This is a genomic window from Pseudovibrio exalbescens (assembly GCF_028737195.1).
GTDB classification, from domain to species: domain Bacteria; phylum Pseudomonadota; class Alphaproteobacteria; order Rhizobiales; family Stappiaceae; genus Pseudovibrio; species Pseudovibrio zosterae.
Map to the genome: position 1 here is coordinate 176,821 of NZ_JAQZAJ010000002.1, position 22,528 is coordinate 199,348.

The following is a 22,528-nucleotide window of genomic DNA, read 5'->3' on the forward strand; positions in this document are numbered from 1 at the left end:
GCGGTTTTGGATGCCAATCAGAGTATTTTGAGGCGGCGCACAATGTAAATTTGTAGCGCTACGACGGCGAGTAGGAGAAGGCACACCACGACAAAGCCATAGGGACTGTGAGCGCCCGGAATACCTCCAACATTGATACCCAAAAGACCCGTGATGAGCGAAAGCGGCAGAAACACTGCCGCAACAACTGCAAGCATGAGCATATATCGGTTGGTCTGTTCGGCTCTGTTGAACATGACCTGATCGTGGACGATTTCGGCTCGCTCCCGAATTGCATCCATTTCTTCAGCGATTCGAGTAATGCGGTCTGCCGCCTCTCTCAAACGCACCTGGGCCGCCCTGCTCATCAAGGCCATGTTCTCAATCTCAAAGCCACGAATGGCATCACGCTGCGGGAAAAGACTGCGCCGGATCATTGTTGCCGTCCGGCGTATGTGAGCCAGTTCTGTCTCCCAGGGCTGCAAGGCCTTCAGGAGCACAAGATCCTCCATGTTTTCAATTCGGTCCGACAAGGCTTCAAAAAGTGGCTCTGCCCGATCGGCCAGACTGAGGGCGATGAAGGAGACCAGTTCTGCCGCGTTGTGCAGGCGCAAACCCCGTTTTACCTCCTCACCCAAAGCGGGGATGATACCGGACTTGTCATCACACACAGAGACCACCAGCCGCTCGCTCACCCACATGCGAAGGACCGCCAGATCGGGGAGAAATGACTGATCAAGTTCTTTGAATACAAAAAGATTCAACAAGACGCCTTGAGCGAAAATGGTGCACCTTGGGAGCGCATCTGCGGATTTCAGGCTTTCAATGAGATCCGCATCCAAAGGCAACTGGTTCAGGACCGCCTCTGTTGAATGGCCCTCTTGCTTGACATGTAACCAATGCACGCCTTTGGACGCACCAAGATGAGCATCAATCACATCTTCCACTGCGGTTTCGTGGAGAACTCCATCGGCACTGATTTCAAACGCAAAGACAGTCTGCTCTCGTGATCTAACCCTCTCCATTCAAGGCCCTTTCCTGCTTAGCGCCCTCACCGTTTTCGCCTCGCAAATTGCCAAGTTCAGACCAAAATTCCCTTAAATCCGCGGGAAATTGCAACTGGAAGATACTGGATCGACAATATGGTTAAGGTCAGATTTACCAAAAATCTTTAGAAATCGGCTCTAAGCTAGTTTCAAAAGAGTAGTAGGACGAGAAATCCGGTGTCCAACAATCAGAAAAAACCAATTTCGGGCGGCAACCCCTTCCAACGCCTGCGCGATCAGCTGGAGGGAATCGAGCCCGCGCTTGAGCCAATCACAATGACGATTGGCGAGCCCAAGCACGAACCGCCGTCGTTCTTCATGGACGTACTGGTCGAAAACAAAGCAGGTTTTCGCAAGTATCCGCCCATTCACGGAACGCCGGAGTTCCGCGCTGCCATCGGCACATGGCTGAAAGCCCGCTATGGGCTGGACGCCGCATTTGATGCTGACAAGAGTGTCATTCCACTCAATGGCTCACGCGAAGGTTTGGTTTTTGCCTGCGTTAGCGCCCGTGATTATCTGAAAAAAGACGTTGAGACCCCTGCGGTTCTGCTGCCAAACCCGTTCTACCAATCCTATGGCGCGGGTGCGCACATGGCAGGCGCAGAAGAAATATTGCTGCCGGAACAAGGCACCGGCATTCTGCCAGACCTCGATGTACTGGACCCGGCACTGCTTGACCGAACAATTGCGTTCTACTTTGCCTCGCCTGCAAACCCGCAAGGCACCGTCGCTCCCATGACCTACTGGAAGCAGCTCATAGGCTTGGCGCGCAAACACAATTTCCTCATCTTTGCCGATGAGTGCTACTCGGAAATCTACCGCGAGACGCCGCCAACCGGTGTTCTGGAAGCTGCAAGCGCCACGGATGGAACGCTCAGCCACGTGGTCAGCTTCAACTCGCTTTCAAAACGCTCCAATTTGCCGGGCCTGCGTTGTGGCTTTGCCGCTGGTGATCCGGAGTTCATTCAGTTTTTTGCCAACTTCCGCAATATCGCGGCACCGCAAGTCCCCCTGCCCGCGCAAGCTTTGGCTGTTAGAGCCTATGCGGACGAAGACCACGTCGTTGAAAATCGCCGCCTCTACAATGAGAAGTACGCAGCCGCTGAAGAGATCCTGTCTCCCCTGTTCGGCTCTGTCATGAATGATGGCGGTTTCTTTCTGTGGCTCGATGTGTCCCGTTGGGGGGGCGGTGTTGCGACCGCTGAAAAGCTGTGGCGCGAAGCTGGTGTGAAAGTGCTTCCGGGCGCTTACATCGCCTCCGACATGCCGGAGGGCTTCAATCCCGGCGCGGACTACATCCGCCTTGCCCTTGTAGATAGCCTCGACACAAGCCGCGAAGCGTTCAATCGCATCGTGACCTGTCTGGAGTAAGCGAATGCATCAAGCCTCAACCATGCATCACCCGCGCAAAACCAACATTTCGCTTGAGGACACCGAAAGCCCGTTCAAGCGCATGTTGAAACGCAATATGGTTTCCCTGTCCGGACTGGCTGTAATCGCGGTCGCGATTGCATTTGCTGCCGCACTTGCAACTTGGTCGGTGAGCGATCCAAGCCTCAGCCACTCCACCACGGAGCCGGTACGCAATGCACTTGGCGGCATCGGCGCCATTGTGGCGGATGTTTTGATGCAGTCCATTGGTCTGGCGACAGCGGTGGTTCTGTTTCCCGTTCTGGTCTGGGGCTGGCGTATTTTCTGGTACCATCGTTCAGGCCTCAACCGAAAGCGACTGGCGACCTGGGTGTGCGGCACGCTGATCTTCTCCGGCGCTCTTGCGGCTCTGCCCGTTGCCCAAGGCTGGCCGCTGCCTACGGGCATGGGCGGTTTCTTGGGCGACTGGCTGTTTTCGGTTCCAGATACTTTCTTCAACGGTCTGACGGATGGTGCAAAAATGTTGGTGGGTACGGTGGGCCTTGGCCTGCCTGCGCTCGTCATGATGGCCCATGCCGCAGGATGGATCGGCCGCTCGCCGTTGCACGAACCGCAGGCCGAGTTGCCGGTCAATGCACAAGACGCCGACTATGACGACTACGACAGCTTCGATGAAGACGAGGATGACAACGAAGACGGCCGGTTGTCCGCGGCCATCGGTGCGTTGTCCCATTGGAAGTTGATGGCAACCAGCGCTGTTCAGAGAACCTTCTTCAAGAAGAAACAGCAGCCTGCACAGGCCAATGCTTATGCCGCCCACCCTGCTCCCATCGAGCCGGAGTATGCGCATGCAGAAGAGGTTTACGAACACGAGGGCTATCAGCAGCCCTACGAGCACGAAGGCTATGCTCAGGCGCATTACGACCAGCAGCCCCATGAGCAGCCATACCATGCAGACTACGCCGCCTCAGATGAACAGCCTGTCTACTATGAGGAAGAGCCTGCTCCAGAACAACAGAAGGGCGGTCTGATCACCAACCTGCGCCGCAAACTGGCAGCCAAGCTGCTGCCTGAAGAGGACGACGGCCTGCGCGAGTTTTACGAGCGTGGCGCAGTATCCTACGAGCAGCCCGCGGCAAGCCATGCGGCACCGCAAGGCGCGCCGGTCGACTTCGAACACGATGGCCCTTCCCCGCGAGCACCGTGGGAAGATCCTGATCCGTCGCATCATCCGTTCCATGACGCCTCAGGTGAAGACTTTGATGCTGATGAGCAGGCATTTGAAGAGCCACTGCAAGCACCGGTTCCAACCCCTGCCGCGCCTTTGCGTCCAATCGGAATCGCCAGTCCTCCAGAGCCAATGGACATAAACGCTCCTCAGGCTCAACCGGAAGACCAACAAGGTGGCCGCGTAATCCCACCGGCACCTGCACCGGTGCCGGGCAAACGCGTCCAGCAGGAAGCCCAAGGCCGCCTGCCACTGCCAGCTCAACCCCAGAACGACTATGAACTGCCGCCGCTGATGCTGCTTACTGAGCCGCCAGTCAACGGCCGTCAGCAAATCAGTCAGGATGCACTTGAGCAAAACGCCCGCATTCTGGAAGGTGTGCTGGAAGACTTCGGCGTACGCGGAGAAATCATCGAAGTACGGCCGGGACCAGTGGTCACTCTTTACGAACTGGAACCTGCGCCGGGCATCAAGTCGTCCCGCGTCATTGGTCTTGCAGACGATATCGCACGCTCAATGAGCGCCATCTCTGCCCGTGTTGCGGTGATACCGGGTAAAAACGCCATCGGCATTGAGCTGCCAAACGCGCGCCGCGAGACCGTGTTCCTGCGTGAACTGGTTGCCGCCAACGACTTTGAAAAGTCCAAGGCGAAACTAGCCATGGCGCTGGGCAAGACCATCAACGGTGAAGCCGTTATTGCAGATCTTGCCCGCATGCCGCACTTGCTGGTGGCCGGTACAACGGGCTCCGGTAAATCCGTTTCGATCAACACCATGATCCTGTCCCTGCTCTATCGCCTGACGCCAGAGCAGTGCAAGCTGATCATGATCGACCCGAAGATGCTCGAACTTTCCATTTATGACGGCATTCCGCACCTTCTCACGCCTGTTGTAACAGACCCGAACAAGGCTGTTGTGGCGTTGAAGTGGACGGTCCGCGAAATGGAAGACCGCTACAAGAAGATGTCCAAGATGGGCGTTCGCAACATCGATGGCTACAACACCCGTGTTGAGCAGGCCATGAAGAAAGGCGAGCGTTTCACCCGCACCGTTCAGACCGGGTTTGATCGCAACACGGGCGAGCCGATCTTCGAGGAAGAAGAACTGCCGCTTGAGAAGATGCCATTCATCGTCGTTGTGGTCGACGAAATGGCTGACCTGATGATGGTCGCGGGCAAGGACATTGAAGGAGCGATCCAGCGCTTGGCACAGATGGCCCGTGCGGCGGGCATCCACCTGATCATGGCGACACAGCGCCCATCCGTAGACGTGATCACCGGTACCATCAAGGCAAACTTCCCAACCCGTATCTCCTTCCAGGTAACCTCCAAGATCGACAGTCGTACGATCTTGGGTGAAATGGGCGCGGAACAGCTGCTTGGCATGGGTGACATGCTTTACATGGCCGGTGGTGGCAAGACTCAACGTGTTCACGGCCCATTCGTTTCGGACGATGAGGTGGAAGAGATCGTGAACCACCTAAAAGCACAAGGCACACCTCAGTATCTGGAGGAAGTGACCGAAGAAGAGGACGAAGGCGGCAGCTACGATTCCCTGACTGCGGGTAGCGGTAACGCCAGCAACGACCTGTTTGATCAGGCCGTGGCCATTGTGGCGCGGGACAAGAAGGCCTCCACCTCCTACATCCAGCGCCGTCTGTCCATCGGCTACAACCGTGCAGCATCGCTGATTGAGCGCATGGAACAAGAGGGCATCATTGGCCCTGCAAACCATGCCGGCAAGCGTGAAATCCTGCTGCGCACGGACGATAACGAAATGATGTAGCGAACATGAACAAGAGTTAACCTGACGTGCCTAAACTTTGCCAAGAGACCGGCCTATACGAGCACCAGAGTTTGCTGCGTAGCGCTACCAAGATGAGTTGGAGTTATATTGATGGTTTCTAATCGCCCCGGACATGCAAAGCGGATGAAGCTGGGTTTTGCATCCCTCGGCATTGTGCTTGGCCTCATTGCGGCCCTACTGCTTCCGGCAGGTGCCATGGCGCAGGCTCCAAGCCAGGCGCAGGCCATTCAGGCCATCAACAAGAGCTTCAACTCCGTCAAGACAATGCGCGGCGAGTTCATCCAGTTCGGCCCAACGGGCGGCCGGGTGGAAGGGCAGTTCTTCATTCACCGTCCCGGGAAGCTGCGCTTTTACTACAACAAGCCATCCAGTCTGGACATCATCGCCGATGGCGACATGATCTCCATCAAGGACCGCAAGCTGCAGACACAGGACATATGGCCGCTGTCACAAACGCCGCTGCGCTTCTTGCTGGCCGACAAAATTGACCTGACCCGCGATGCCAATGTGACTGCCATCAACGTGGAAGAAGATCTTGTTTCCGTTCAGATCGACGACAAGACGCGCTTTGCCTCAGGACGCCTGACACTGATTTTCGACACCAAGGACTTCAAGCTCAAGCAATGGACCGTCCGCGACAATCAGGGTTACGACACCTCTGTTGCCATCTACAACGTTGAAGAAAATGGCCCGACCAACCCGGAACTTTTCGAGATTGACTATCTGGCCAATGCACGACAAAACCGTCGCAACAACTGACGCTTTGGTCGACTAAAGGCATCAAAAGGCTCGGTTTTCCGGGCCTTTTTTATTGGAAGCTTCGAATGGGTGAATTTGTTCTGGCCACCACACTGCCAAGCCTTTCCTTGGGCAATGCCATGCTCTGCGAATTTTGCGCGGACCATGGCGCCGAAGTCTATGTGGATCCGGCTTTCCAGCACGTGGGAGTCATTCAGTGCGCTGATGGCAGGCCCTTGCCTTTTAAGGGAACCTGCCTGCCCCTGAACAGCTTTGGGGCGGCCAGAGTGGCCACAGACAAGGACTTCTGTTCAAGACTGCTGGCGCACGCGGGTGTGAACACCCCCAAGGGGCTTGTCATTCATGCAGACGCTGAGATTGACCTTGTCGCCTTGCGCAATCCTGCGGCGGCGGCCCATATGCACGGCGCTACATCTGCAATGGGCTTTGCTGAGACAGTTGGGTTCCCGGTTTTCGTGAAGCCGAATGAAGGTTCTCAAGGCATTGACGTGTTGCGCGCAACGACGAGGTCAGAGTTGCAAGAGGCTGCTGACCATGTGCTTGCGCGCTATGGCTCCGCCCTGCTGCAACAGGGGATTGCGGGGCGGGATTTCCGTGTGATCGTACTGGACGGCGAAGTGCTCGCGGTGATCGAACGCCGCGCTTTGAGCGTCACAGGAGACGGCACATCCTCGCTCGCCGCCCTCATCGAACGCCAGCTGACGCGCTCTGCCACCCGAACCGGGGGCCGCAAACTCGCGCTTGATGACCCCCGCCTTTCAAAGCATCTGAAGGAAACGAATTTGTCGCTGAACACCGTTCCAGCGGCTGGTGATGAAGTAGAGCTGCTGCCAAATGCCAACCTGTCCACCGGCGGCATGGCATTAGATAGGACCGAGGATGTGGGCGATGCGGTAAAACAGATCGCGACCACCGCCACCGCCGCATTGGGCCTGCGCTATGCTGGCATAGATGTTCTTGTAACCAATGAAAACGCGATTGAAGGCTGCTGCGTGTTGGAGGTCAATGCCGCGCCGGGTCTTTCGAACTTCTATGCCACGTCCGACGCCAACAAGAAGCGAGTCCGGCGCGTCTACAAGCGTCTGGTCGACGCTATTCTTGCCTGAAAACAACGACAAACCCCCGTTTTTCTGAGGTAGCGATGCCACACGCTTCTGATTTTCTCAGCATAGAGCCTCTTGAATGACGCGTAATGTTATACCAAAACAGAAAACATACCGCCGCCATCAAGGATATTGTTAGAGATGCGATTTAACGAGAACAGCCCAAGCCCAACAACACCGCACCATGCTGCAGAAAGCAGGCCCACCCGCGAAGAAGCGGAAGCCGCCGTTCGGACCCTATTGAAATGGACAGGAGACAATCCGGAGCGCGAAGGCCTGATAGACACCCCCGCTCGCGTAGTCCGGGCCTACGAGGAATTCTTTGCCGGATACAACGAAGACCCGAGAGAGGTCCTTTCACGCACTTTTGAAGAGACTGACGGTTACGACGACATGATCGTGCTGCGCAACATTCGCATCGAGTCCCATTGTGAGCATCACTTTGTACCGATTATTGGCAGAGCCCATGTGGCTTATCTGCCATCAGATCGGGTTGTAGGCGTATCCAAGATTGCCCGTGTTGTTGAGCTTTACGCAAAGCGCCTGCAAATTCAGGAAACCCTGACTGCACAGATTGGCGAGGCCATTGAGCAGACCCTGAAACCGCGCGGCGTGGCCGTGGTCGTTGAAGCTGCCCACATGTGCATGACGACCAGAGGCATCCGCAAACCGGGCGTTTCCATGATCACTCGTCACATCAGCGGTGAGTTTAAAACAGATAGAGCTCTGCGCACTGAGCTGTTCACCGCGCTTGCCGCCCCAGCCGAGCAGTTCGGCTAAGCCGCTAGACGGTCAGCGCGGCAACGGCAGTCACCGTGATCACCGAGAAGAAGGTCGTCATCAGGATCACCTGAGCGAGCAGCTCCTCAGGAACCTCGTATTGAACGCCGATAACAAAGGCGAGGACCCCGCTTGGTCCGGCTGCCACCAAGACACCTGGCCCGACCCAGAACGGCGGGAGCGAGAAAGCAAGTTCAAACAAGACCCAACCCATGGCCGGAACCACCGCCAGCTTCAGTGCGGTCACCCCCCACACAAGCGGGCTTGTGACATTGAGCTGCTGGGTGCTGAGCACCAACCCCAACGCAAACAAGGAGGCGGGTGCCGCCGCGCTCCCCAAGAAATCGGCGTAGATGCCAATCCCGTTATCGGTGGAGATGCCAGCCAGATTGACCATGAGACCCAAGACCAACGCCATGATGTTCGGGTTCGTGTAAAACGTTGCGCACAAATTGTGAAAGGGAGAACCGTTGCCGTTCTTGCTCATCAGTTCCAGCGCAAGAACCGTTCCGCCAAGCACCAGAAGGTTGTCGATGACAATGACGGAGATCACCGGCAAGGTGGCGTCATGGCCATAAAGAACCTCTGCAATGGGCAGAATGAAAAACGTGTGGTTACAAAATGCCGCTCCCATGCCCAGAAGCAGACTTTCACGCACACACCGCCCGAACCCCTTGTAGGCAACGACGAAAGTCACGCCATAAACCAGTACCTCCGCGAGGATGTAGCCCACAACATAAAGGTACTCAAATTTGTCAAAGGGGGCCTGCGCTACCAGTTTAAATAACAAGGCTGGCAGGAAAACATAGAAAACAGTTTTGTTGATGATGATGGATTCGCTTTTGCTGAACAGCTTCATCCAACCAAAAACGTAGCCCAGTACCACCGCCGCGAATACGGGCAGTACTGCATTCAGAAAGATTGATAGCACGGTGATGTACCCCGGTTTGTTGACCTAGGCCTACAAGACTTCGGGGAAGTTTACGAGATCGTGCTATGACGCATTTACGAGCGCGAAAAGACCTGCGTAGTGCGCCGCAGGTCTCTGAAATTTCACAGCTTTTACCACTCGCCGAGTTTCGTCTCGCGGGTGTATTCCTCATCCGGAACGTACTTGATCACGGCCTGGCCGCAAATGGTGACACCCCGTGTTGCGTCGTAGGTCATGGTCGGTGAACCATGCAGTTCCCAGCCACGGTTGAGCGCCTGTGTGACGCGGTGGCAGAACTCTGAGGAATCCGGTTCAGTGATCAGGCGAAACAAGCGCATGCAGCACCCCTTTTATGACAAATTGAGCCGAAGTTGTTCTGTGTTCGGCACCAGAGGGAGCGGAACCTATCAGCTAAACCCCTGCAATGCCAGTGGCCTAAGCAATTGCTGAAAGGCGATGACAGCCGCTCTGCTCAGCCAGCACGCGCTGCAATGGCATCAGCGATGGCAACCACCTTCTGGCCCATCTCCGCATGCAGGCGCTCCACCATTTTGCCATCCACCTGCAGCACCCCTTTGCCCGCGTTCTCAGGCACTTCAAACGCAGCAATAACCTTGCGCGCCCAGTGAACCGCTTCATCAGAGGGCGCGAAAGCGCTGTTGCAGACGTCAATCTGGCTTGGGTGGATCAGCGTCTTGCCATCCATGCCCATACGCGCCCCTTCGGTGCATTCCTCCGAAAAGCCTTCGATATCAGAGAAGTTGTTGTAAACGCCATCAATGATGCTGATCCCTGCAGCTCGGGCTGCCGCAAGACATGACATCAGCCATGGCATCATTTCAGCGCGGCCCTTAGTAATGTGGGTGCCCGTTTCCTTGGAAAGGTCGTTGGTGCCCATCACCACCGCCTCCAGCCGGGAGCTTTCTTCGCGCGCCGCAAGGCAGATGCTTTTGGCATTGAGCATGGCCAATGGAGTTTCCAACATGGCCCAAAGCTTGATTGCCGGATCTGCCCCTTGCGCCTGCATGATGCCAGCCAAAAGCTTCAAGTCCACCGGGCCATTCACCTTGGGCAGCGCGATGGCATCTGGTTTGGCGGCAATGGCAGCGTCCAGATCCGCCCGGCCCCACTCGGATGTCAGCCCATTGATGCGGATGATCAGCTCCCGATGCCCATAGCCGCCGCCTTTGACCGCGCTTGCCACCTGTTCCCGTGCGGTTGCCTTGGCCTCTGGTGCCACAGCGTCTTCCAGGTCAAAGATCAGCGCATCCACGTCCAGCGTTTTGGCTTTCTCAAGCGCCCGCGCGTTGGAGCCCGGCATATACAACACACTTCGCCTTGGCCGAGGTCCGTTCCCTGCCTGTCCCATCGTTCACGCTCCCTAAACGGTGTTTGATCTGCGACACAGCATAGCCTACGGGGCGGGGTGAACTAAATCAGCCTTTCGCCTAGGAGGCTGAATATTTCTTTCGCAATATCATATCTTTAGCTGCAAAAAGTGCGCCTGCCACAATCAATGCGCAGGCCGCTGCCACCGGCCATGTAAAGGCGCCAAAGCCAAACAGAACCAGAAGCAATGTGGAGAAAAGCGGCGCAGCATAGGCAGACGCACCGAGCACCTGAATGTCGCCGCGCTTCATGCCAATGTCCCATGTGAAAAACGACAGGCCCAGCGGCATCAAGCCCATACCCACCACCGCGAACCACTGCGTCGGACCCTGCGGCATCACCGTTTGCTCAAAAAGAAAGTGGCAAAGGTAGGAGAGGATCGCCGTCATCAAACAGAAGCCCGCCACCGCTTCGGTCGGCACATTGCCCATGCGCCGCGACAGCACCGAATAGGAGGACCATGCAAGCGCTGCAGCAAGGGCGGCCGCATAGCCCACCGTAGAATCCGAACTCAGATCAAACGCCCCACCGCGCGCAATCAAAAGACCCGCGCCTGCCAGCCCAAGTCCCGCACCGATTACATGGTGAACGCGCAAACGCTCGCCCGGCAGAAGAGCGGAAAACAATACAATCAGGACCGGCCAGAGATAGTTGATCAAGTTCGCTTCCACCGGCGGTGCATTTCGAATGCCGATGAAGTAAAGCGCGTGATAGCCAAAGAGGCCCATGGTGCCCATCACCCACACATGAAGCGGTTGCCGAAGCAATATCAAGCGAGAGGGATTTATCGCAAGCCGGGCAAAAGCCAACGAAGCAGAAACCGTAAAGCACAGCGCGTTCAATAGAAATGGCGGCACCTCGCCAGACAGCGCACCGAATGGCCCCAGAAAAGACCACATGATCACTGCAGTAAAGCCGATTGCCGTCGCCTGATTGCGGGTGATTTGCCCCATGAAGGCCCTGCCCTTGAACGCATTTGGTTTCAGTGAGGCGTCCTACACGTTTTCACGGTGTTTTCATATATCAACACCGGATTTTTTACCTCAGGTGAGGAGTTTCCTTGGGTTTCAGCGAAAGAAGCCGAGCACTCCCTTGATTTACTGTTTGAATTCGCGACACTGCTTCTAAAGCTTTGAAATTAGACAGGACCGTAGAGACCATGAGCGCTGAAACCATTCGCCCACTTGTCCATGACGATGCACCGGCCCTTGCCCCTCTCATTGCAGAGAACGCACAAGCCTTGAAGCGCGGTGCACCGCGCCGTCCGGATGAAGTCTATGCCGAGCGCCTGCTGGCGGAAGGCAGTGCTGAATTCCTCGGTGCTTATGAGGGGGATGTGCTGGTTGGGTTTGCCCTGTTCTACGACCTTCCAGACCTGATTACAGGCCGCCGTATCGGCCAGCTGGAAGACATTTACGTCATGCCTTCCTACCAGAGCAAAGGCATTGGCCGTCACCTGGTGGCGCATGTGGCAGGCGTCGGAAAAGACCGCGACTGGTCCCATGTGCGCTGGATGGTTCCGGCCAAAAACGAGGTCGAAACCGGCCTTTATGAGCAGATGGGAGAGCCGGGCGACAAACAGAGCTACAACGTTTCCATCGACCGACTGTCCCTCGCCAACGCTTAAAACAGGTTTGGCACGCGTCCAAGATTGATGAACGCAATGCGGGCCCGCCCGCGATCCAGTGTAATGGGCAGTTGAATGGTCGGCTGCCCATCCACCATATTGCTCTTTCCGATGGAAAGCGCCGTTGCCTGCAGGTTCTGCGGCAGTTGAGAGCCTTCAGGAAACAGCGGCTTCAGAACGGCAGCCAACTTATCCACCCCGGAAATGGTCACCGGCAGTGTGCCAGACAGACGGCCCTGCTCGTCTACGGTCACCGGTCCTTCGGTCTGAAGATAAAACGTGCCAGAAGAGAGCCGCGCGCTGCGCACAATCAGGTCAACCTTGCCATCCACCAACAGATCTTGAAGACTGCGCACCTTGCCTTCCAGCGCCGACCCGCCTTTTGGCGCAGTCACAATAAGCTCCAGATCAATTGGAAGATCCAACGCCATGGTTTCAGAGGTGAGCTGTTGCAGCAAAATTGCCGCGTCCAACGCCTCGCCTTCTTCGCCATTGGCGCGAATGTGCACTTCTGCATTGCGCGCCGCCATGGTCAGCGGCGTATCCAGCGCCACAACGGAAAGTGACGGGTTCTCAATCACCATGTCGGCTTTTTCAATCTTCCGCTCTGCAAGATTAGCGCTCAAACGCGCCATGTCCCAGGTAGCTGCGTAGCCCGGACCACCCGGCCCAGCTACCGCTTCAAACGGGCTGTCTGCTTCAAAAATCATGTGCATCGGCTGGTAGGCCAACGCCACACCACGGACTTCGTGAGCAAACACGGTTTGCCCATCGCGCTCGATGCGCAGCGGAGAACACGTCACCTCAAACCGGAAGGGATAACCGCCAACCCGCTTGTTGGCGCAGTCAAAGACATCGCCTTCTGCGGCCGCAACTTTTTGCGTGTTTGTCAGCGTATCGCTGATCATTCCCCGGCCGATACTCCAGTAGGTTGACCAGGCTGCTATCCCCAGAACCACCATTACGCCAAGAATAATGTAGGATTTTTTAGAGGGCTTCTTAGGACTGGCGGTCGCGCTCATGATAGTTATTTTCACCTCATACTGACGGGTCATTGCATCGCTTCGGCGGGACTGTTACCCGAAGCCCTGCAAAAAGAAACACGGAATTAGCACGTTATGCGAGATTTATGGGTGTTTGGCTACGGCTCTCTCATCTGGCGTCCCGGCTTCGACTACGAAGAGGCGGTGCCAGCCTTGTTGCGCGGTGCCCACCGCTCGCTCTGTGTTTACTCATGGGTCCACCGCGGCACACAAGACGATCCCGGCCTCGTATTCGGGCTGGATCGGGGTGGTTCCTGTCGTGGAATGGCCTTCCGTGTCGCGGCGAAGAACCGAGACCGCACCATCACCTATTTGCGCGAGCGTGAACAGCAGACCATGGTCTACCGTGAAACGGTACGCGGGGTGCAGTTGGACGGACGCCCACATGATCCGGTGCAGGCCCTCACCTATGTGGCCGACCGCAGTCATGCCCAGTATGCCGGGGCTCTACCGCTTGAAGAACAGCTGAAAATCGTGTTGTCCGCCAAGGGTCAGTCAGGTGCAAACCCGGAATACGTCATCAACACGGCGCGGCATATGCGCGAACTGGGCATTCGCGATCACGGCTTGGAATGGTTGGAAAAGGAGCTGACCCGCCTCGTGCATCAGGGCACGCAGTCCGCTCACTCGGAGAACAGCCCCGCCTGAAGGTCCGACAGGGTCTCTTTTCGCTCTTCGTCGGTGGTGCACAGCAGGTGAACGTAAAACGCCATCTGCCGCCGACGCTTTGGCACACTGTGGGCCCCGTGAAGCTCGCCATGCTGATCCGCATGCCCCAACCAGACCACCACATGGTCCATGCGCTCATCGGCCATCAGCACCACGCTGCCGGGATAGTCCAGCAGCTCCTGTTCCTTGATTTTGGAAAACAGATAACGCTGGCCCGATTTGCCTTCCCAATAACGGAAACGATCCCCTGCAGACAGCAGTTCGGATACACGCGCGGCACGCCCGCCACTCTGATTGGACCGAAAAAGGGAATATTGCACAGCTGGTACTCGCTTCATTACCCACTCACTGATAGAGAGTATAGGAACAAAATATGAACGAAAAGCAACTAACGCAAGAAAAAAGCCGACCGTGACGGATCACGATCGGCTTTCAATGTAACCTGCAAATGTTAATCCAAGTTTACTCTGCAGTTTCAAGGGCTTCGGCACGCGCCGCCATGCGCGCACGCGCTTCCTTCACGATAATATTATCCGGTGTTGCCGCTGCAGCTTCCTCAAAAAGTCGGTCGGAAGCGGTCTCGATATCCCGTTCCAGGCGTTCCAGAAACTCCTTTTGTTCAAGACCGGGCTCAATTGGCGGCAGGATTTCGGCCGTAATGGTGCCCGGAAAACGAAAGAAGCGATGGCGCGGCCAATAAACGCCGGAATTGATGGCAACTGGCACCACCTTGCAGTTCAGCGCGCTATAGAGATGCGAAATGCCATATTTGTATTTGGGTTCCGCCCCTGCCGGACGGCGCGTTCCTTCCGGATAAATGATGATATGGCGTTCATCCTCAATAGCTTCCTCCGCAGCACGCGCCATGGACACCAAGGCCGCTGAGCCCTTGCCGCGGTCCACCGGGATCTGACGCAGCTTGGTAATGTACCAGCCAAAGATAGGCACGCGGCGCAGTTCGCGTTTCAAAATGAACGAAGGGGCTTTCAGGTGCGCCAGCAACGCGAAGGTTTCCCACGCCGACTGGTGTTTGCTTGCGACGATGCAGCCTTCCTCCGGCAAGTTCTCAAGGCCGCGGAACTCTGATTTCACACCGCCAATCCATCGCAACAGGAACAGGTTCACGTTGCACCAGATCGGCAGGATCCAGAAGCCCCAACGCCACGGCAGAAAAAAGATCGGCACGAATGCGATCATCAGAACCAGTGTGCTGAGATAAAACAACAGGTTAAATAAAATGGATCGCAGTAAAATCATCATACCCAGTCAGTGTCATCGCACCCGCGCGTCCAAAAGGGCGCAGCAAGGTGCCGTCATGGAACATCAGCCTCAAGGCCGGATCATCATGTCAGGGAGTACCAAAACACCCGCAACCGCACGAGGGTATACTTCACAAATTCACGAAGGAGAAGCTTTGTTGTTGCAGGATCTGAATACCAATTGCGCAAGTCGAGGCCTTCATGGAACACGGAGTTGGGGATCAGCTCCACTTCCGGCAACAACGCCTGCAACTCTGCAAGAGCGCGCGGCATATGATAGGCGCTGGTCACAACAACAAGACTGGCAAAGCCATTTTCGTGGGCCCAGTTCGCCGTTTCCGATGCGTTGCCGATGGTGTTCAGCGCCTTGCGATCCAAGTCTACACAACAGCGGAACAACGCCAGTTTCTGCTCGGTCATGAGCGAAATCTGCTCGACCGTGGTGTCAGGATGTACGCCGGAAATGAGGAGGCGCTTCGCCTTGCCTTCGGCCAGCAATGAAAGCGACTTGGAGATGCGCTCACGCCCACCGGTGAACACCACAATGCCATCTGCCGCGCGAATGGCCTCAGTCGGCTTGGAGTTGAGCATGGCCACATAGCCGTAAAAGCTGATGGCAAAGGAAGCCAGACAGATCAGAACACTGGCAAGGATCACCCCGAGCGTCAGCTTCAGCGCAAACAGGCGCGACCGGCGGCGGGGCGCAGCCGGTTCAAGTTCAGCCAAATCATGTTCGACGCTCCCTCTCAAGGCCATGTTGCCACCAGATTGCCCCTTGTTGTCTTCGGGGTTCTGGTCGTCCTTGCGAGCGGGAGCAAGAAGTTTTTCATCCGTCATTCTAGAATGATCCGAACGCTCGCCACCTTGCGCTGGATCCAGTTTTACCATTCACCTCAGACTTGTTGAGGGCAATGTAACACCAGATCGTGGCCAAAAGTGAACTCCAAAATCGAGTAAACCTAGTCCATCCCCGCAAGATGTGAGTGTACTGCAATCCGCGACGTGACGGCAGTAAGAATTGCGACCAGCACCACCACCAACACCACGCCTATATAGCCTGCAAGGCTGACAGAGATGGTGCCAAGCAAAGCTTGTGCCTGCCCGGCAGCGCCGAATTCGGTGCTCGTGTTTCCTAAAAACTCAATCAAAAGAAAGCTCAGGCAGGCAATCGCCCCGCCTACAATACCGCCCTTGAGGCCGAGCACCAGAAAGTGCCGTTGGAACTCGGCGGAGATGAAACGGTCTTCAGCACCAACAAAATGCAGCACCTCCACCACCTCCTTGTTACCGGACATGGCGGCACGGGTGGCAAACACCACAGACAGGATCATGGAGGCCAGCACCAGTACCAAAATGCCAAAGCCAATCACCACAGCGCCGTTCGCCATGGACGACAGCTGCTGGGTCCACAGGCGGTGATCATCCAGACTGGAGCCGCGTATCTGGTCTTCAACAGTGCGTTTCAGCTCTCCCAGATCAAGCAGTTCGGGTTGGTCTACCTTCACCATGATCAGGCGCGGCACCGGCAGGTCTTCCAGGTCGAGCCCTGCGCCAAGCCACGGCTGCAGCAGCTCCTGCGTTTCGGTGTCCGACAACGCCCGCACGTGCCCAACGCCGGGAAACTCTTGAGCCAGTGCCACCGTGCGATCAATTTGCTGAAGCATGTCGATCCCGTCCACAGGACGGATCTGGATGGTAAGCTCACGAACCAGATCGTTGCTCCAGTCGGTGGCCGCATCATTGACGACTGTCACGAAGCCCACAGTAAGGCAGGCAAGAAAACTCATGATGGCCACCACCAGCATCAACGCACGCCCTGCAACAGCTTGCGGCGGCACGATGGGTGCCTGTCTGGCCTTCTTTGGCCTGCGTCCTTGTCCCTCACCCTTTTTGGGAAGCTTCTGGGCCATCTTGGCTTTCACGCCAGCCGCTACATTGCCCTTCTTGGCAGGACGAGGCCCGGCAGCGCGCTTGGGCCGCTCTTCAGAAGACATGGAGGGTTCGCGTCGTTCCATTCCATTACTCATCGATTAGAAGCCGGCCGTCATGCAACACCAGATGGCGCGCGTTGACTTGTTCCAGAAGATGCAGATCGTGGGTCGCGATCAGCACAGATGTGCCAAGGCGGTTCAACTCTATGAACAGACGCAGAAGACGGCGGGCCAGCGGCGCATCCACGTTACCGGTGGGCTCATCCGCCAGCAACACTTCAGGGCGCGTGATCAGCGCTCTTGCAATCGCCGCACGCTGTTTTTCACCGCCAGAAAGCACCGGCGGCATCACATGCATGCGGTCGCCCAAGCCCACCCATTTCAAAAGATCAATCACATCGGAGCGATAATCCGATTCCATTTTGCCAGCCACCCGGTGCGGCAGCGCCACGTTTTCGTAGGTGGTCAGGTGGTCAAGCAAGCGGAAGTCCTGAAACACGACGCCAATGCGGCGGCGCATGGCGGGCAGTTGGGACTTGGTCACCTGGGAGGTGTCCGTACCGAATGCGGAAATCAGACCTCGGGTCGGGCGCAACGACAGGAACAGCAGGCGCAGCAGGCTGGTTTTGCCCGCACCCGAAGGCCCTGTAAGAAACTGAAAGGACTGGGGTTCAATGGAGAAAGTCAGATCCTTGAGGATCTCCGGCCCCATGCCATAGCGCAACCCCACGTTTTCAAACCTAATCACCGCCTGCTCCTTAATGTTAGCGGAACGCTACATGGTGGCTGTTAATGGACTGTTAAGGCTATCCCCTTTCATTCTGCAACTATCCCCAAATGTTTGACAGGCCGCTAAATTCGGATAAATCAGTCACTTGCATTTCCATATTTGGGTTTATAGCTAATGTGAAATCAGGGTTTAACAGTTCCTTAATCATATGAAGATTCTGTTAGGCCGAGACACCCGTCTGCCAAGTGGCTGGCGCTAACGGGCACTGTAGAACACAGCCAGGGGAACCCTAGGTCTTCCATGAAACTGAAGATCAAATGCCCGGATTGCAAGACGAGCTACGAAATTCCTAGCGACAAGATTGGCGCGGAAGGTCGGACGGTGAAGTGTACCCGCTGTGGCACCAGCTGGCGGGCAACCGCTGAAGAGCCTCTCTCCAAATCCCTTGATGAGAAGGAAGCCGACGCCGAATGGCAGCAGCTGGACCGGGAAAGTGCCGCCCGCAAGGCCGAGGCCAACAAAGGCTCTTATGCCGACGACGAAGAGGAGGAGGACGTTGAGCCTCCTGAGGAACCAGCCGATCCAGATGACGCTTCGGGCGATGAAGACGGTAACACGGCAGTTCCCGGCACACCGGCAAACGCCGCAGAGCCCTCAGCTGGCAACGAAGGCGACAAGGACAAGACCAAAAGCCGAGAAAAGACGCGCTCGCGCTACTCGCATTTGGCGAAGCCAAAACACAGTACAAGCAAACGTCTACGCAGACTAACTGGGCTGGGACTTTTTGCAGCTTCTCTGCTGGCCTGCGTGATGACAGTAAGCTATAGAGACACGATCGTAAGACAGTTCCCGGATCTCGCTGGCCTCTATCAGATGGTCGGGCTCACGGTGAATCTGCGCGGTCTGGAGTTTCGGGACTTGAGAACCTTCCGCGAAGTGCAGGACGGCGTGACCGTTCTTGTGGTCGAAGGTTCCATCGAAAACATCACCAACAGACGCGTCGAGATTCCGGCGGTCAGGTTGTCCCTGCGTTCTCACGATTTCAGTGAGCTTTACGCATGGACGGTTGAACCGCGCCTGATGACGTTGGATCCGGCGACTAAAACCAGGTTCAGAACTCGGCTGGCCCAGCCACCGGATCGAGCCGCTGACATTCAAATGCGCTTCGTAGAGCGCCAACAAAGAAGAGCGAGCACAAGATGACCGGTACCCCGGAAATCCGCGTTCTATACGATGAGAAAGCCATTGCCGAACGCGTTACCGGCGTTGCGGAAGCCATTGCAAAGGATCAGCCAGAAAACCTGCTGGTCGTAGCCGTGCTGAAGGGCAGCTTCATGTTTGCCGCTGACCTCGCCCGCGCTTTGCATACTGCAAAAATTGCACCGGAAATGGAGTTCCTTCACCTGTCAAGTTACGGTGCGGCCACCGTATCTTCAGGGCATGTTAAGGTATTGCGTGACATAGAGAGCGATGTCACGGACCGGGACGTGATTCTTGTCGATGACATTCTGGAATCCGGACGGACATTGAAGTTCGCTCGCGACATGATCGCTGAGCGCGGCGCCAAATCCGTTCGCGTGGCTGCCTTGTTGGACAAGCCCATGCACCGCAAGGCAGATATCGAGGCAGACTATGTCGGGTTTGACTGCCCAGACAAGTTTGTGGTCGGATATGGCATGGACATGGGTCATGCGTGGCGACAGCTACCGTTTATCGGATTCGTGCCACAGGACGGTGACGCTTAGAAGGGGGACTTTATGGCCCGCGTACTTCTGACTGAGGATGATGACGCAGTTCGCGCATTTGTGAAGCGCGCACTGGAACTGGACGGCCACAGCGTCACAGCAGTGGCAGATGGCAGCGAAGCCGCCGAAGCTCTGAACAACGAGCAAGGCGCGTTCGATCTGCTGCTCTCGGACATCCGCATGCCGGAAATGGACGGAATTGCGCTTGCCATGCAAACAAGCCAGCGCTACCCCGGCCTGCCGATCCTGCTGATGACGGGCTATGCAGATCAACGGGAACGTTCAGATGAGCTGAACGGAGCCGTTCGCGATGTTCTCACCAAGCCTTTCTCTTTGGTGGAAATTCGCAGTGCTGTTTCAGATGCTCTCGCAGATGTGGCGGTGACGGAAAAACGTCGTCTCTACGCCTAATCGGGCCAGATCAGGTTCAAGAAAAAGCCGCCCACATGAGGCGGCTTTTTCGTTTAAGCGCGATGCTCAGTTTCAATAGCGTTTGAGCAGGCGCTCCAGATAGTCCAGCTCAAGCTCCGGTCTTTCCGGATCGGAGAACCGGCGCCGCAACTCTTCAAGAATGCGCCGGGCACGCTGAATGTCAATTTCATCGGGCACCTTCACCTGGTCGCCAAAGTCTGGCCCCTCTGTCCGGCGCATCCGCCCCAATGGGTCCTGACTGAACGGCGAGTTCTGCGTCATGCCCGGGCCGTTGCCCTCACCCGCCATTTGCTCGGCCAGCTGCTGCGCGCCTTGGCGCAACTGCTCCAGAGCACGCCCTTGATCGCCCAGCGCTTGCCCTGGTTCCGACTGGCCCAACGCGCCGCGGGCATCATCCATGGACTCGCCTGCTCCTTCCAGCTGGTCGTTCTGGCCCATGCCGTTGTTCGCCAACTCATCAAGCATTTGCTGCAATTGATCGGAAAGGTCGCCCTGCTGGCGTTGCAGTTGCTGCAGAGCCTGCTCAAGCTCTTCCGGGCTCATGGGCTCGCCAGACTGGTTGGGGTAAGACCGCATCCGGTCGTCCTGCTTGTTGGGCGCATACTGGTGGGTGTCATCCATCAGCTCTTGCTGGCGCTGGATCATCTCGCCAAGCTGGTTCAGGGTCTCCATCATCTGCTGTTGTTGCTGGCTGGGAGCCTGCGGCCGAGCGGTTTGCAGGTTTTCAAGCATTTGCTGCATCTGGGAAAGCAGCTCGCGCGCCGCTTCCAGAGAGCCCTGACGGGCCAGTTCTTCCATGCGCCGCATCATCTCATCCAAATCCTGCGGATTGATCTGCTGCATGTTTGGGTCCATGGGCATCTGCTGCATGGCCTGCGGGTTCTGCTGCATCTGTTGCATCAAAGCCTGCAGGTACTCCTGCAAAGCGTTGCGCAGGTTGTCCATTAGCCGGGCAATCTCTTCTTCCGACGCGCCCTCTTCCAAGGCACGTCGCAGCTCCTCCTGCGCATCTCGCAGGGCCTGCTCGGCCACAGACAGATCCCCATCCTCAATGGCGAGCGCCAATGTCCAAAGGACCTCGATCACCGCACGCAGTTCGTCGTCCGTCTCAGCGGCCACAAGCTGGCGATAGGCCAACCGCAACGGCAGATAAATGCCAGCGTCGTCAATGAACTCTTCCGGCGCAATCATCAACGCATCAAACGCATCGATCACCTGAACATGCTGGTTGGCGTCCATGGCCAGCTCACGGCGCTGCTCCACAACCGCCCGTGCAAGTGGTTTGGAAAAGCGCCGCTCCGGCAACACCACCGCCAGCTGTTCGGAAACGCCCATCTTGCCTGCTTGATCGCGCGCCTGAAGCTGAATGTTGACCTCAGAGCCCGCCCAAGGGTGCGCCGTCAGATCCTTGAAGGTTTCGCCATTGCCCTCGGTGGCAGGGCGCGCTGGCAGCGACAGGTCTATGTCTGGCGCTTCAATCAGCGGACGTGGATCGGATTGCAGATCGCGCGAGTCAGGGCGTTGTTGGATGACGGCACTGGCAGAGGCCACGCCATAATCATCACTGATGGTGTACTGAAACCGCAAGCTGCCGGAAAGCTGCGGTTCCGGGTCTGCCAGATAGGCAATGGAGGGCGCCCTGTCCGGCTGCACGGCAAACCGCCACAGCTGCGCGGTGTCACCGCCATCCTTTACGGCCACCTCCACGTTCTCAGTCAGCTTGAACTGCCACTCACGGGCACCGGTGTTGATCTTGTCCGCTTCATCCTCATCCTGAGTGAGCGCTTCCGCAGCCCCGCCTTCAAGCACCACTTCAAGGTCCGGGCCGTTTTGTACCCGCACCAAGAGTTCGCTGCCCTCGGGCACGGTAAACGGCGTGTTGGCATCGCGCAGGTCCTGCGCCACCCCGCTAAGGAAAATCGGCGCTTCTCCGGTGTAAGCAGGCGGCGTCACCCAAGCATCAATACGGGGTGGTATCTGCGTCCCGGCTGGGCCCAGACTGAATGGCTGGCTCAAGGTGTTCCAACGGTCCGGCCCGGAAACAGCGACCGCCACCACCAGCACCATGGCCGCCAACGCGCGCAGCCCATATGGGTCTTTCAGAAAGCCTCTGGTCTTGGGGCCGTCTACCTTGAGCGCCCTCACCCGTTCCAACAGCTTCTTCTGATGAAACGCCCAGAGCGCTTGGGACGCCGGATCATCCCGGCCAAGAGCGATGGTATCTTCCAGAGATTGCAGCGGCGCATGAGAAAGGCCGCTGGATTGCTCGATCCGGCGGATCGCCTGCGTGCGCGTCGGCAGCCGCACAGCGAGCAGGCCGCGGGCCAACCACAGACCGCCTGCTATGAACCCGACCGCGACCAGCCCTGAGAGGAACCAAGGCAAATAGGCCCAGACGCCCAGAAAGCTGATGGCAATGTAAAAAACGGCGAGAATGGCAGGCGGCACCAGATTGGGCCATACCTGCTCGAAAAGCTGATAGGCTCCGGCTCGCACCTGAAGCCGATAGACCTGTCCATCTAGGCTGCGCGAAAACAGGAGGGCCAGCGCCGAATGAGAACGCCGATGTGGAGCGGTCTGTGTTTCTTGCGGAGCCTTATCTGCCACGGGGCCTCACTGATCGCTTATTATCTCTTTTAACGTGGAGCATAGGGCGATCAGTGACAAGGAGCAATTAACTTCCGCTAGGAAAGTGTC

22 protein-coding genes are annotated in these 22,528 nt (G+C 56.9%); 10 read left to right on the forward strand and 12 right to left on the reverse strand.

The annotated features are described in order from the left end of the window. Positions 1-17 precede the first annotated feature (17 nt). A complete protein-coding gene (locus tag PUV47_RS05990; RefSeq protein WP_274217598.1) occupies positions 18-1,004 on the reverse strand; it encodes a CorA family divalent cation transporter in 987 nt (328 codons plus the stop codon). Positions 1,005-1,202: 198 nt separating this feature from the next. Here PUV47_RS05990 and PUV47_RS05995 point away from each other — a divergent pair, with 198 nt between their 5' ends. From PUV47_RS05995 to folE, 5 genes are all read left to right on the forward strand, one after another. Next, complete coding sequence (locus PUV47_RS05995; protein ID WP_274217599.1) at positions 1,203-2,399, forward strand: aminotransferase class I/II-fold pyridoxal phosphate-dependent enzyme; 1,197 nt, start codon at positions 1,203-1,205, stop codon at positions 2,397-2,399. A gap of 4 nt (positions 2,400-2,403) precedes the next feature. Continuing rightward, positions 2,404-5,412, forward strand: coding sequence for a DNA translocase FtsK (locus PUV47_RS06000; RefSeq protein ID WP_274217600.1), 3,009 nt, complete (start codon positions 2,404-2,406; stop codon positions 5,410-5,412). A gap of 111 nt (positions 5,413-5,523) precedes the next feature. Beyond that, positions 5,524-6,192, forward strand: coding sequence for a LolA family protein (locus tag PUV47_RS06005; protein ID WP_274217601.1), 669 nt, complete (start codon positions 5,524-5,526; stop codon positions 6,190-6,192). Positions 6,193-6,257: 65 nt separating this feature from the next. After that, on the forward strand, positions 6,258-7,298 hold the full coding sequence (locus PUV47_RS06010; RefSeq protein ID WP_274217602.1) for an ATP-dependent carboxylate-amine ligase: 1,041 nt from the start codon (positions 6,258-6,260) through the stop codon (positions 7,296-7,298). A gap of 138 nt (positions 7,299-7,436) precedes the next feature. Beyond that, a complete protein-coding gene (gene folE / locus PUV47_RS06015; RefSeq protein WP_274217603.1) occupies positions 7,437-8,075 on the forward strand; it encodes a GTP cyclohydrolase I FolE in 639 nt (212 codons plus the stop codon). A gap of 4 nt (positions 8,076-8,079) precedes the next feature. On the opposite strand, the gene PUV47_RS06020 is transcribed toward folE, so the two are convergent. The 4 genes from PUV47_RS06020 to PUV47_RS06035 form a co-directional block, all read right to left on the reverse strand. Then, positions 8,080-9,006, reverse strand: a complete 927-nt coding sequence (locus PUV47_RS06020; protein WP_274217604.1) for an AEC family transporter — start codon at positions 9,004-9,006, stop codon at positions 8,080-8,082. Between the two features lie 131 nt (positions 9,007-9,137). Further along, on the reverse strand, positions 9,138-9,344 hold the full coding sequence (locus PUV47_RS06025) for a DUF1737 domain-containing protein (RefSeq protein ID WP_274217605.1): 207 nt from the start codon (positions 9,342-9,344) through the stop codon (positions 9,138-9,140). Between the two features lie 134 nt (positions 9,345-9,478). Next, a complete protein-coding gene (locus PUV47_RS06030) occupies positions 9,479-10,375 on the reverse strand; it encodes an HpcH/HpaI aldolase/citrate lyase family protein (RefSeq protein WP_274217606.1) in 897 nt (298 codons plus the stop codon). Positions 10,376-10,454: 79 nt separating this feature from the next. Next, the gene (locus PUV47_RS06035; RefSeq protein ID WP_274217607.1) at positions 10,455-11,348 is read right to left on the reverse strand and encodes a DMT family transporter; all 894 of its coding nucleotides are present in this window, start codon (positions 11,346-11,348) and stop codon (positions 10,455-10,457) included. Between the two features lie 206 nt (positions 11,349-11,554). Here PUV47_RS06035 and PUV47_RS06040 point away from each other — a divergent pair, with 206 nt between their 5' ends. Then, a complete protein-coding gene (locus tag PUV47_RS06040; RefSeq protein ID WP_274217608.1) occupies positions 11,555-12,022 on the forward strand; it encodes a GNAT family N-acetyltransferase in 468 nt (155 codons plus the stop codon). On the opposite strand, the gene PUV47_RS06045 is transcribed toward PUV47_RS06040, so the two are convergent. Next, positions 12,019-13,077: a DUF2125 domain-containing protein gene (locus PUV47_RS06045; protein WP_274217609.1), complete on the reverse strand. Its 1,059-nt coding sequence runs from the start codon at positions 13,075-13,077 to the stop codon at positions 12,019-12,021. The genes PUV47_RS06040 and PUV47_RS06045 overlap by 4 nt on opposite strands. A gap of 63 nt (positions 13,078-13,140) precedes the next feature. Here PUV47_RS06045 and PUV47_RS06050 point away from each other — a divergent pair, with 63 nt between their 5' ends. Next, complete coding sequence (locus PUV47_RS06050) at positions 13,141-13,713, forward strand: gamma-glutamylcyclotransferase (RefSeq protein WP_274217610.1); 573 nt, start codon at positions 13,141-13,143, stop codon at positions 13,711-13,713. On the opposite strand, the gene PUV47_RS06055 is transcribed toward PUV47_RS06050, so the two are convergent. The 5 genes from PUV47_RS06055 to ftsE form a co-directional block, all read right to left on the reverse strand. After that, positions 13,689-14,072: a hypothetical protein gene (locus tag PUV47_RS06055; protein WP_274217611.1), complete on the reverse strand. Its 384-nt coding sequence runs from the start codon at positions 14,070-14,072 to the stop codon at positions 13,689-13,691. The genes PUV47_RS06050 and PUV47_RS06055 overlap by 25 nt on opposite strands. 124 nt (positions 14,073-14,196) lie before the next feature. Next, positions 14,197-14,994, reverse strand: coding sequence for a lysophospholipid acyltransferase family protein (locus tag PUV47_RS06060; RefSeq protein WP_319622889.1), 798 nt, complete (start codon positions 14,992-14,994; stop codon positions 14,197-14,199). Between the two features lie 83 nt (positions 14,995-15,077). Continuing rightward, positions 15,078-15,830 (reverse strand): YdcF family protein, encoded by a 753-nt coding sequence (locus PUV47_RS06065; protein ID WP_274217612.1) that lies wholly within the window; start codon positions 15,828-15,830, stop codon positions 15,078-15,080. A gap of 122 nt (positions 15,831-15,952) precedes the next feature. Beyond that, the gene (locus PUV47_RS06070; RefSeq protein ID WP_274217613.1) at positions 15,953-17,008 is read right to left on the reverse strand and encodes a cell division protein FtsX; all 1,056 of its coding nucleotides are present in this window, start codon (positions 17,006-17,008) and stop codon (positions 15,953-15,955) included. A 4-nt stretch (positions 17,009-17,012) separates the two neighbouring features. After that, positions 17,013-17,672, reverse strand: a complete 660-nt coding sequence (ftsE, locus tag PUV47_RS06075) for a cell division ATP-binding protein FtsE (protein ID WP_274217614.1) — start codon at positions 17,670-17,672, stop codon at positions 17,013-17,015. Positions 17,673-17,954: 282 nt separating this feature from the next. On the opposite strand from ftsE, the gene PUV47_RS06080 reads away from it, so the two are divergent. From PUV47_RS06080 to PUV47_RS06090, 3 genes are read left to right on the forward strand one after another with little or no spacing between them, the layout of a single operon-like run. Further along, positions 17,955-18,857: an MJ0042-type zinc finger domain-containing protein gene (locus PUV47_RS06080; protein ID WP_274217615.1), complete on the forward strand. Its 903-nt coding sequence runs from the start codon at positions 17,955-17,957 to the stop codon at positions 18,855-18,857. Further along, entirely contained in the window at positions 18,854-19,399 is a 546-nt protein-coding gene (hpt, locus tag PUV47_RS06085) for a hypoxanthine phosphoribosyltransferase (RefSeq protein ID WP_274217616.1), read from the forward strand. The genes PUV47_RS06080 and hpt overlap by 4 nt, the downstream gene beginning before the upstream one ends. A 12-nt stretch (positions 19,400-19,411) precedes the next feature. Next, the gene (locus tag PUV47_RS06090) at positions 19,412-19,810 is read left to right on the forward strand and encodes a response regulator (protein WP_274217617.1); all 399 of its coding nucleotides are present in this window, start codon (positions 19,412-19,414) and stop codon (positions 19,808-19,810) included. Positions 19,811-19,882: 72 nt separating this feature from the next. Here the strand turns inward: PUV47_RS06090 and PUV47_RS06095 are convergent, their stop codons facing one another. Next, positions 19,883-22,438 (reverse strand): TIGR02302 family protein, encoded by a 2,556-nt coding sequence (locus PUV47_RS06095; protein WP_274217618.1) that lies wholly within the window; start codon positions 22,436-22,438, stop codon positions 19,883-19,885. Positions 22,439-22,528: the final 90 nt, after the last annotated feature.

Coding starts and splice junctions, on each gene's coding strand:
- PUV47_RS05990 (WP_274217598.1), bottom strand. CDS start 1,004: ATGGAGAGGGTTAGATCACGAGAGCAGACTGTCTTTGCGTTTGAAATC.
- PUV47_RS06000 (WP_274217600.1), top strand. CDS start 2,404: ATGCATCAAGCCTCAACCATGCATCACCCGCGCAAAACCAACATTTCG.
- PUV47_RS06005 (WP_274217601.1), top strand. CDS start 5,524: ATGGTTTCTAATCGCCCCGGACATGCAAAGCGGATGAAGCTGGGTTTT.
- PUV47_RS06010 (WP_274217602.1), top strand. CDS start 6,258: ATGGGTGAATTTGTTCTGGCCACCACACTGCCAAGCCTTTCCTTGGGC.
- folE (WP_274217603.1), top strand. CDS start 7,437: ATGCGATTTAACGAGAACAGCCCAAGCCCAACAACACCGCACCATGCT.
- PUV47_RS06025 (WP_274217605.1), bottom strand. CDS start 9,344: ATGCGCTTGTTTCGCCTGATCACTGAACCGGATTCCTCAGAGTTCTGC.
- PUV47_RS06030 (WP_274217606.1), bottom strand. CDS start 10,375: ATGGGACAGGCAGGGAACGGACCTCGGCCAAGGCGAAGTGTGTTGTAT.
- PUV47_RS06035 (WP_274217607.1), bottom strand. CDS start 11,348: ATGGGGCAAATCACCCGCAATCAGGCGACGGCAATCGGCTTTACTGCA.
- PUV47_RS06040 (WP_274217608.1), top strand. CDS start 11,555: ATGAGCGCTGAAACCATTCGCCCACTTGTCCATGACGATGCACCGGCC.
- PUV47_RS06045 (WP_274217609.1), bottom strand. CDS start 13,077: ATGACCCGTCAGTATGAGGTGAAAATAACTATCATGAGCGCGACCGCC.
- PUV47_RS06050 (WP_274217610.1), top strand. CDS start 13,141: ATGCGAGATTTATGGGTGTTTGGCTACGGCTCTCTCATCTGGCGTCCC.
- PUV47_RS06055 (WP_274217611.1), bottom strand. CDS start 14,072: ATGAAGCGAGTACCAGCTGTGCAATATTCCCTTTTTCGGTCCAATCAG.
- PUV47_RS06060 (WP_319622889.1), bottom strand. CDS start 14,994: ATGATGATTTTACTGCGATCCATTTTATTTAACCTGTTGTTTTATCTC.
- PUV47_RS06065 (WP_274217612.1), bottom strand. CDS start 15,830: ATGACGGATGAAAAACTTCTTGCTCCCGCTCGCAAGGACGACCAGAAC.
- PUV47_RS06070 (WP_274217613.1), bottom strand. CDS start 17,008: ATGGAACGACGCGAACCCTCCATGTCTTCTGAAGAGCGGCCCAAGCGC.
- PUV47_RS06080 (WP_274217615.1), top strand. CDS start 17,955: ATGAAACTGAAGATCAAATGCCCGGATTGCAAGACGAGCTACGAAATT.
- hpt (WP_274217616.1), top strand. CDS start 18,854: ATGACCGGTACCCCGGAAATCCGCGTTCTATACGATGAGAAAGCCATT.
- PUV47_RS06090 (WP_274217617.1), top strand. CDS start 19,412: ATGGCCCGCGTACTTCTGACTGAGGATGATGACGCAGTTCGCGCATTT.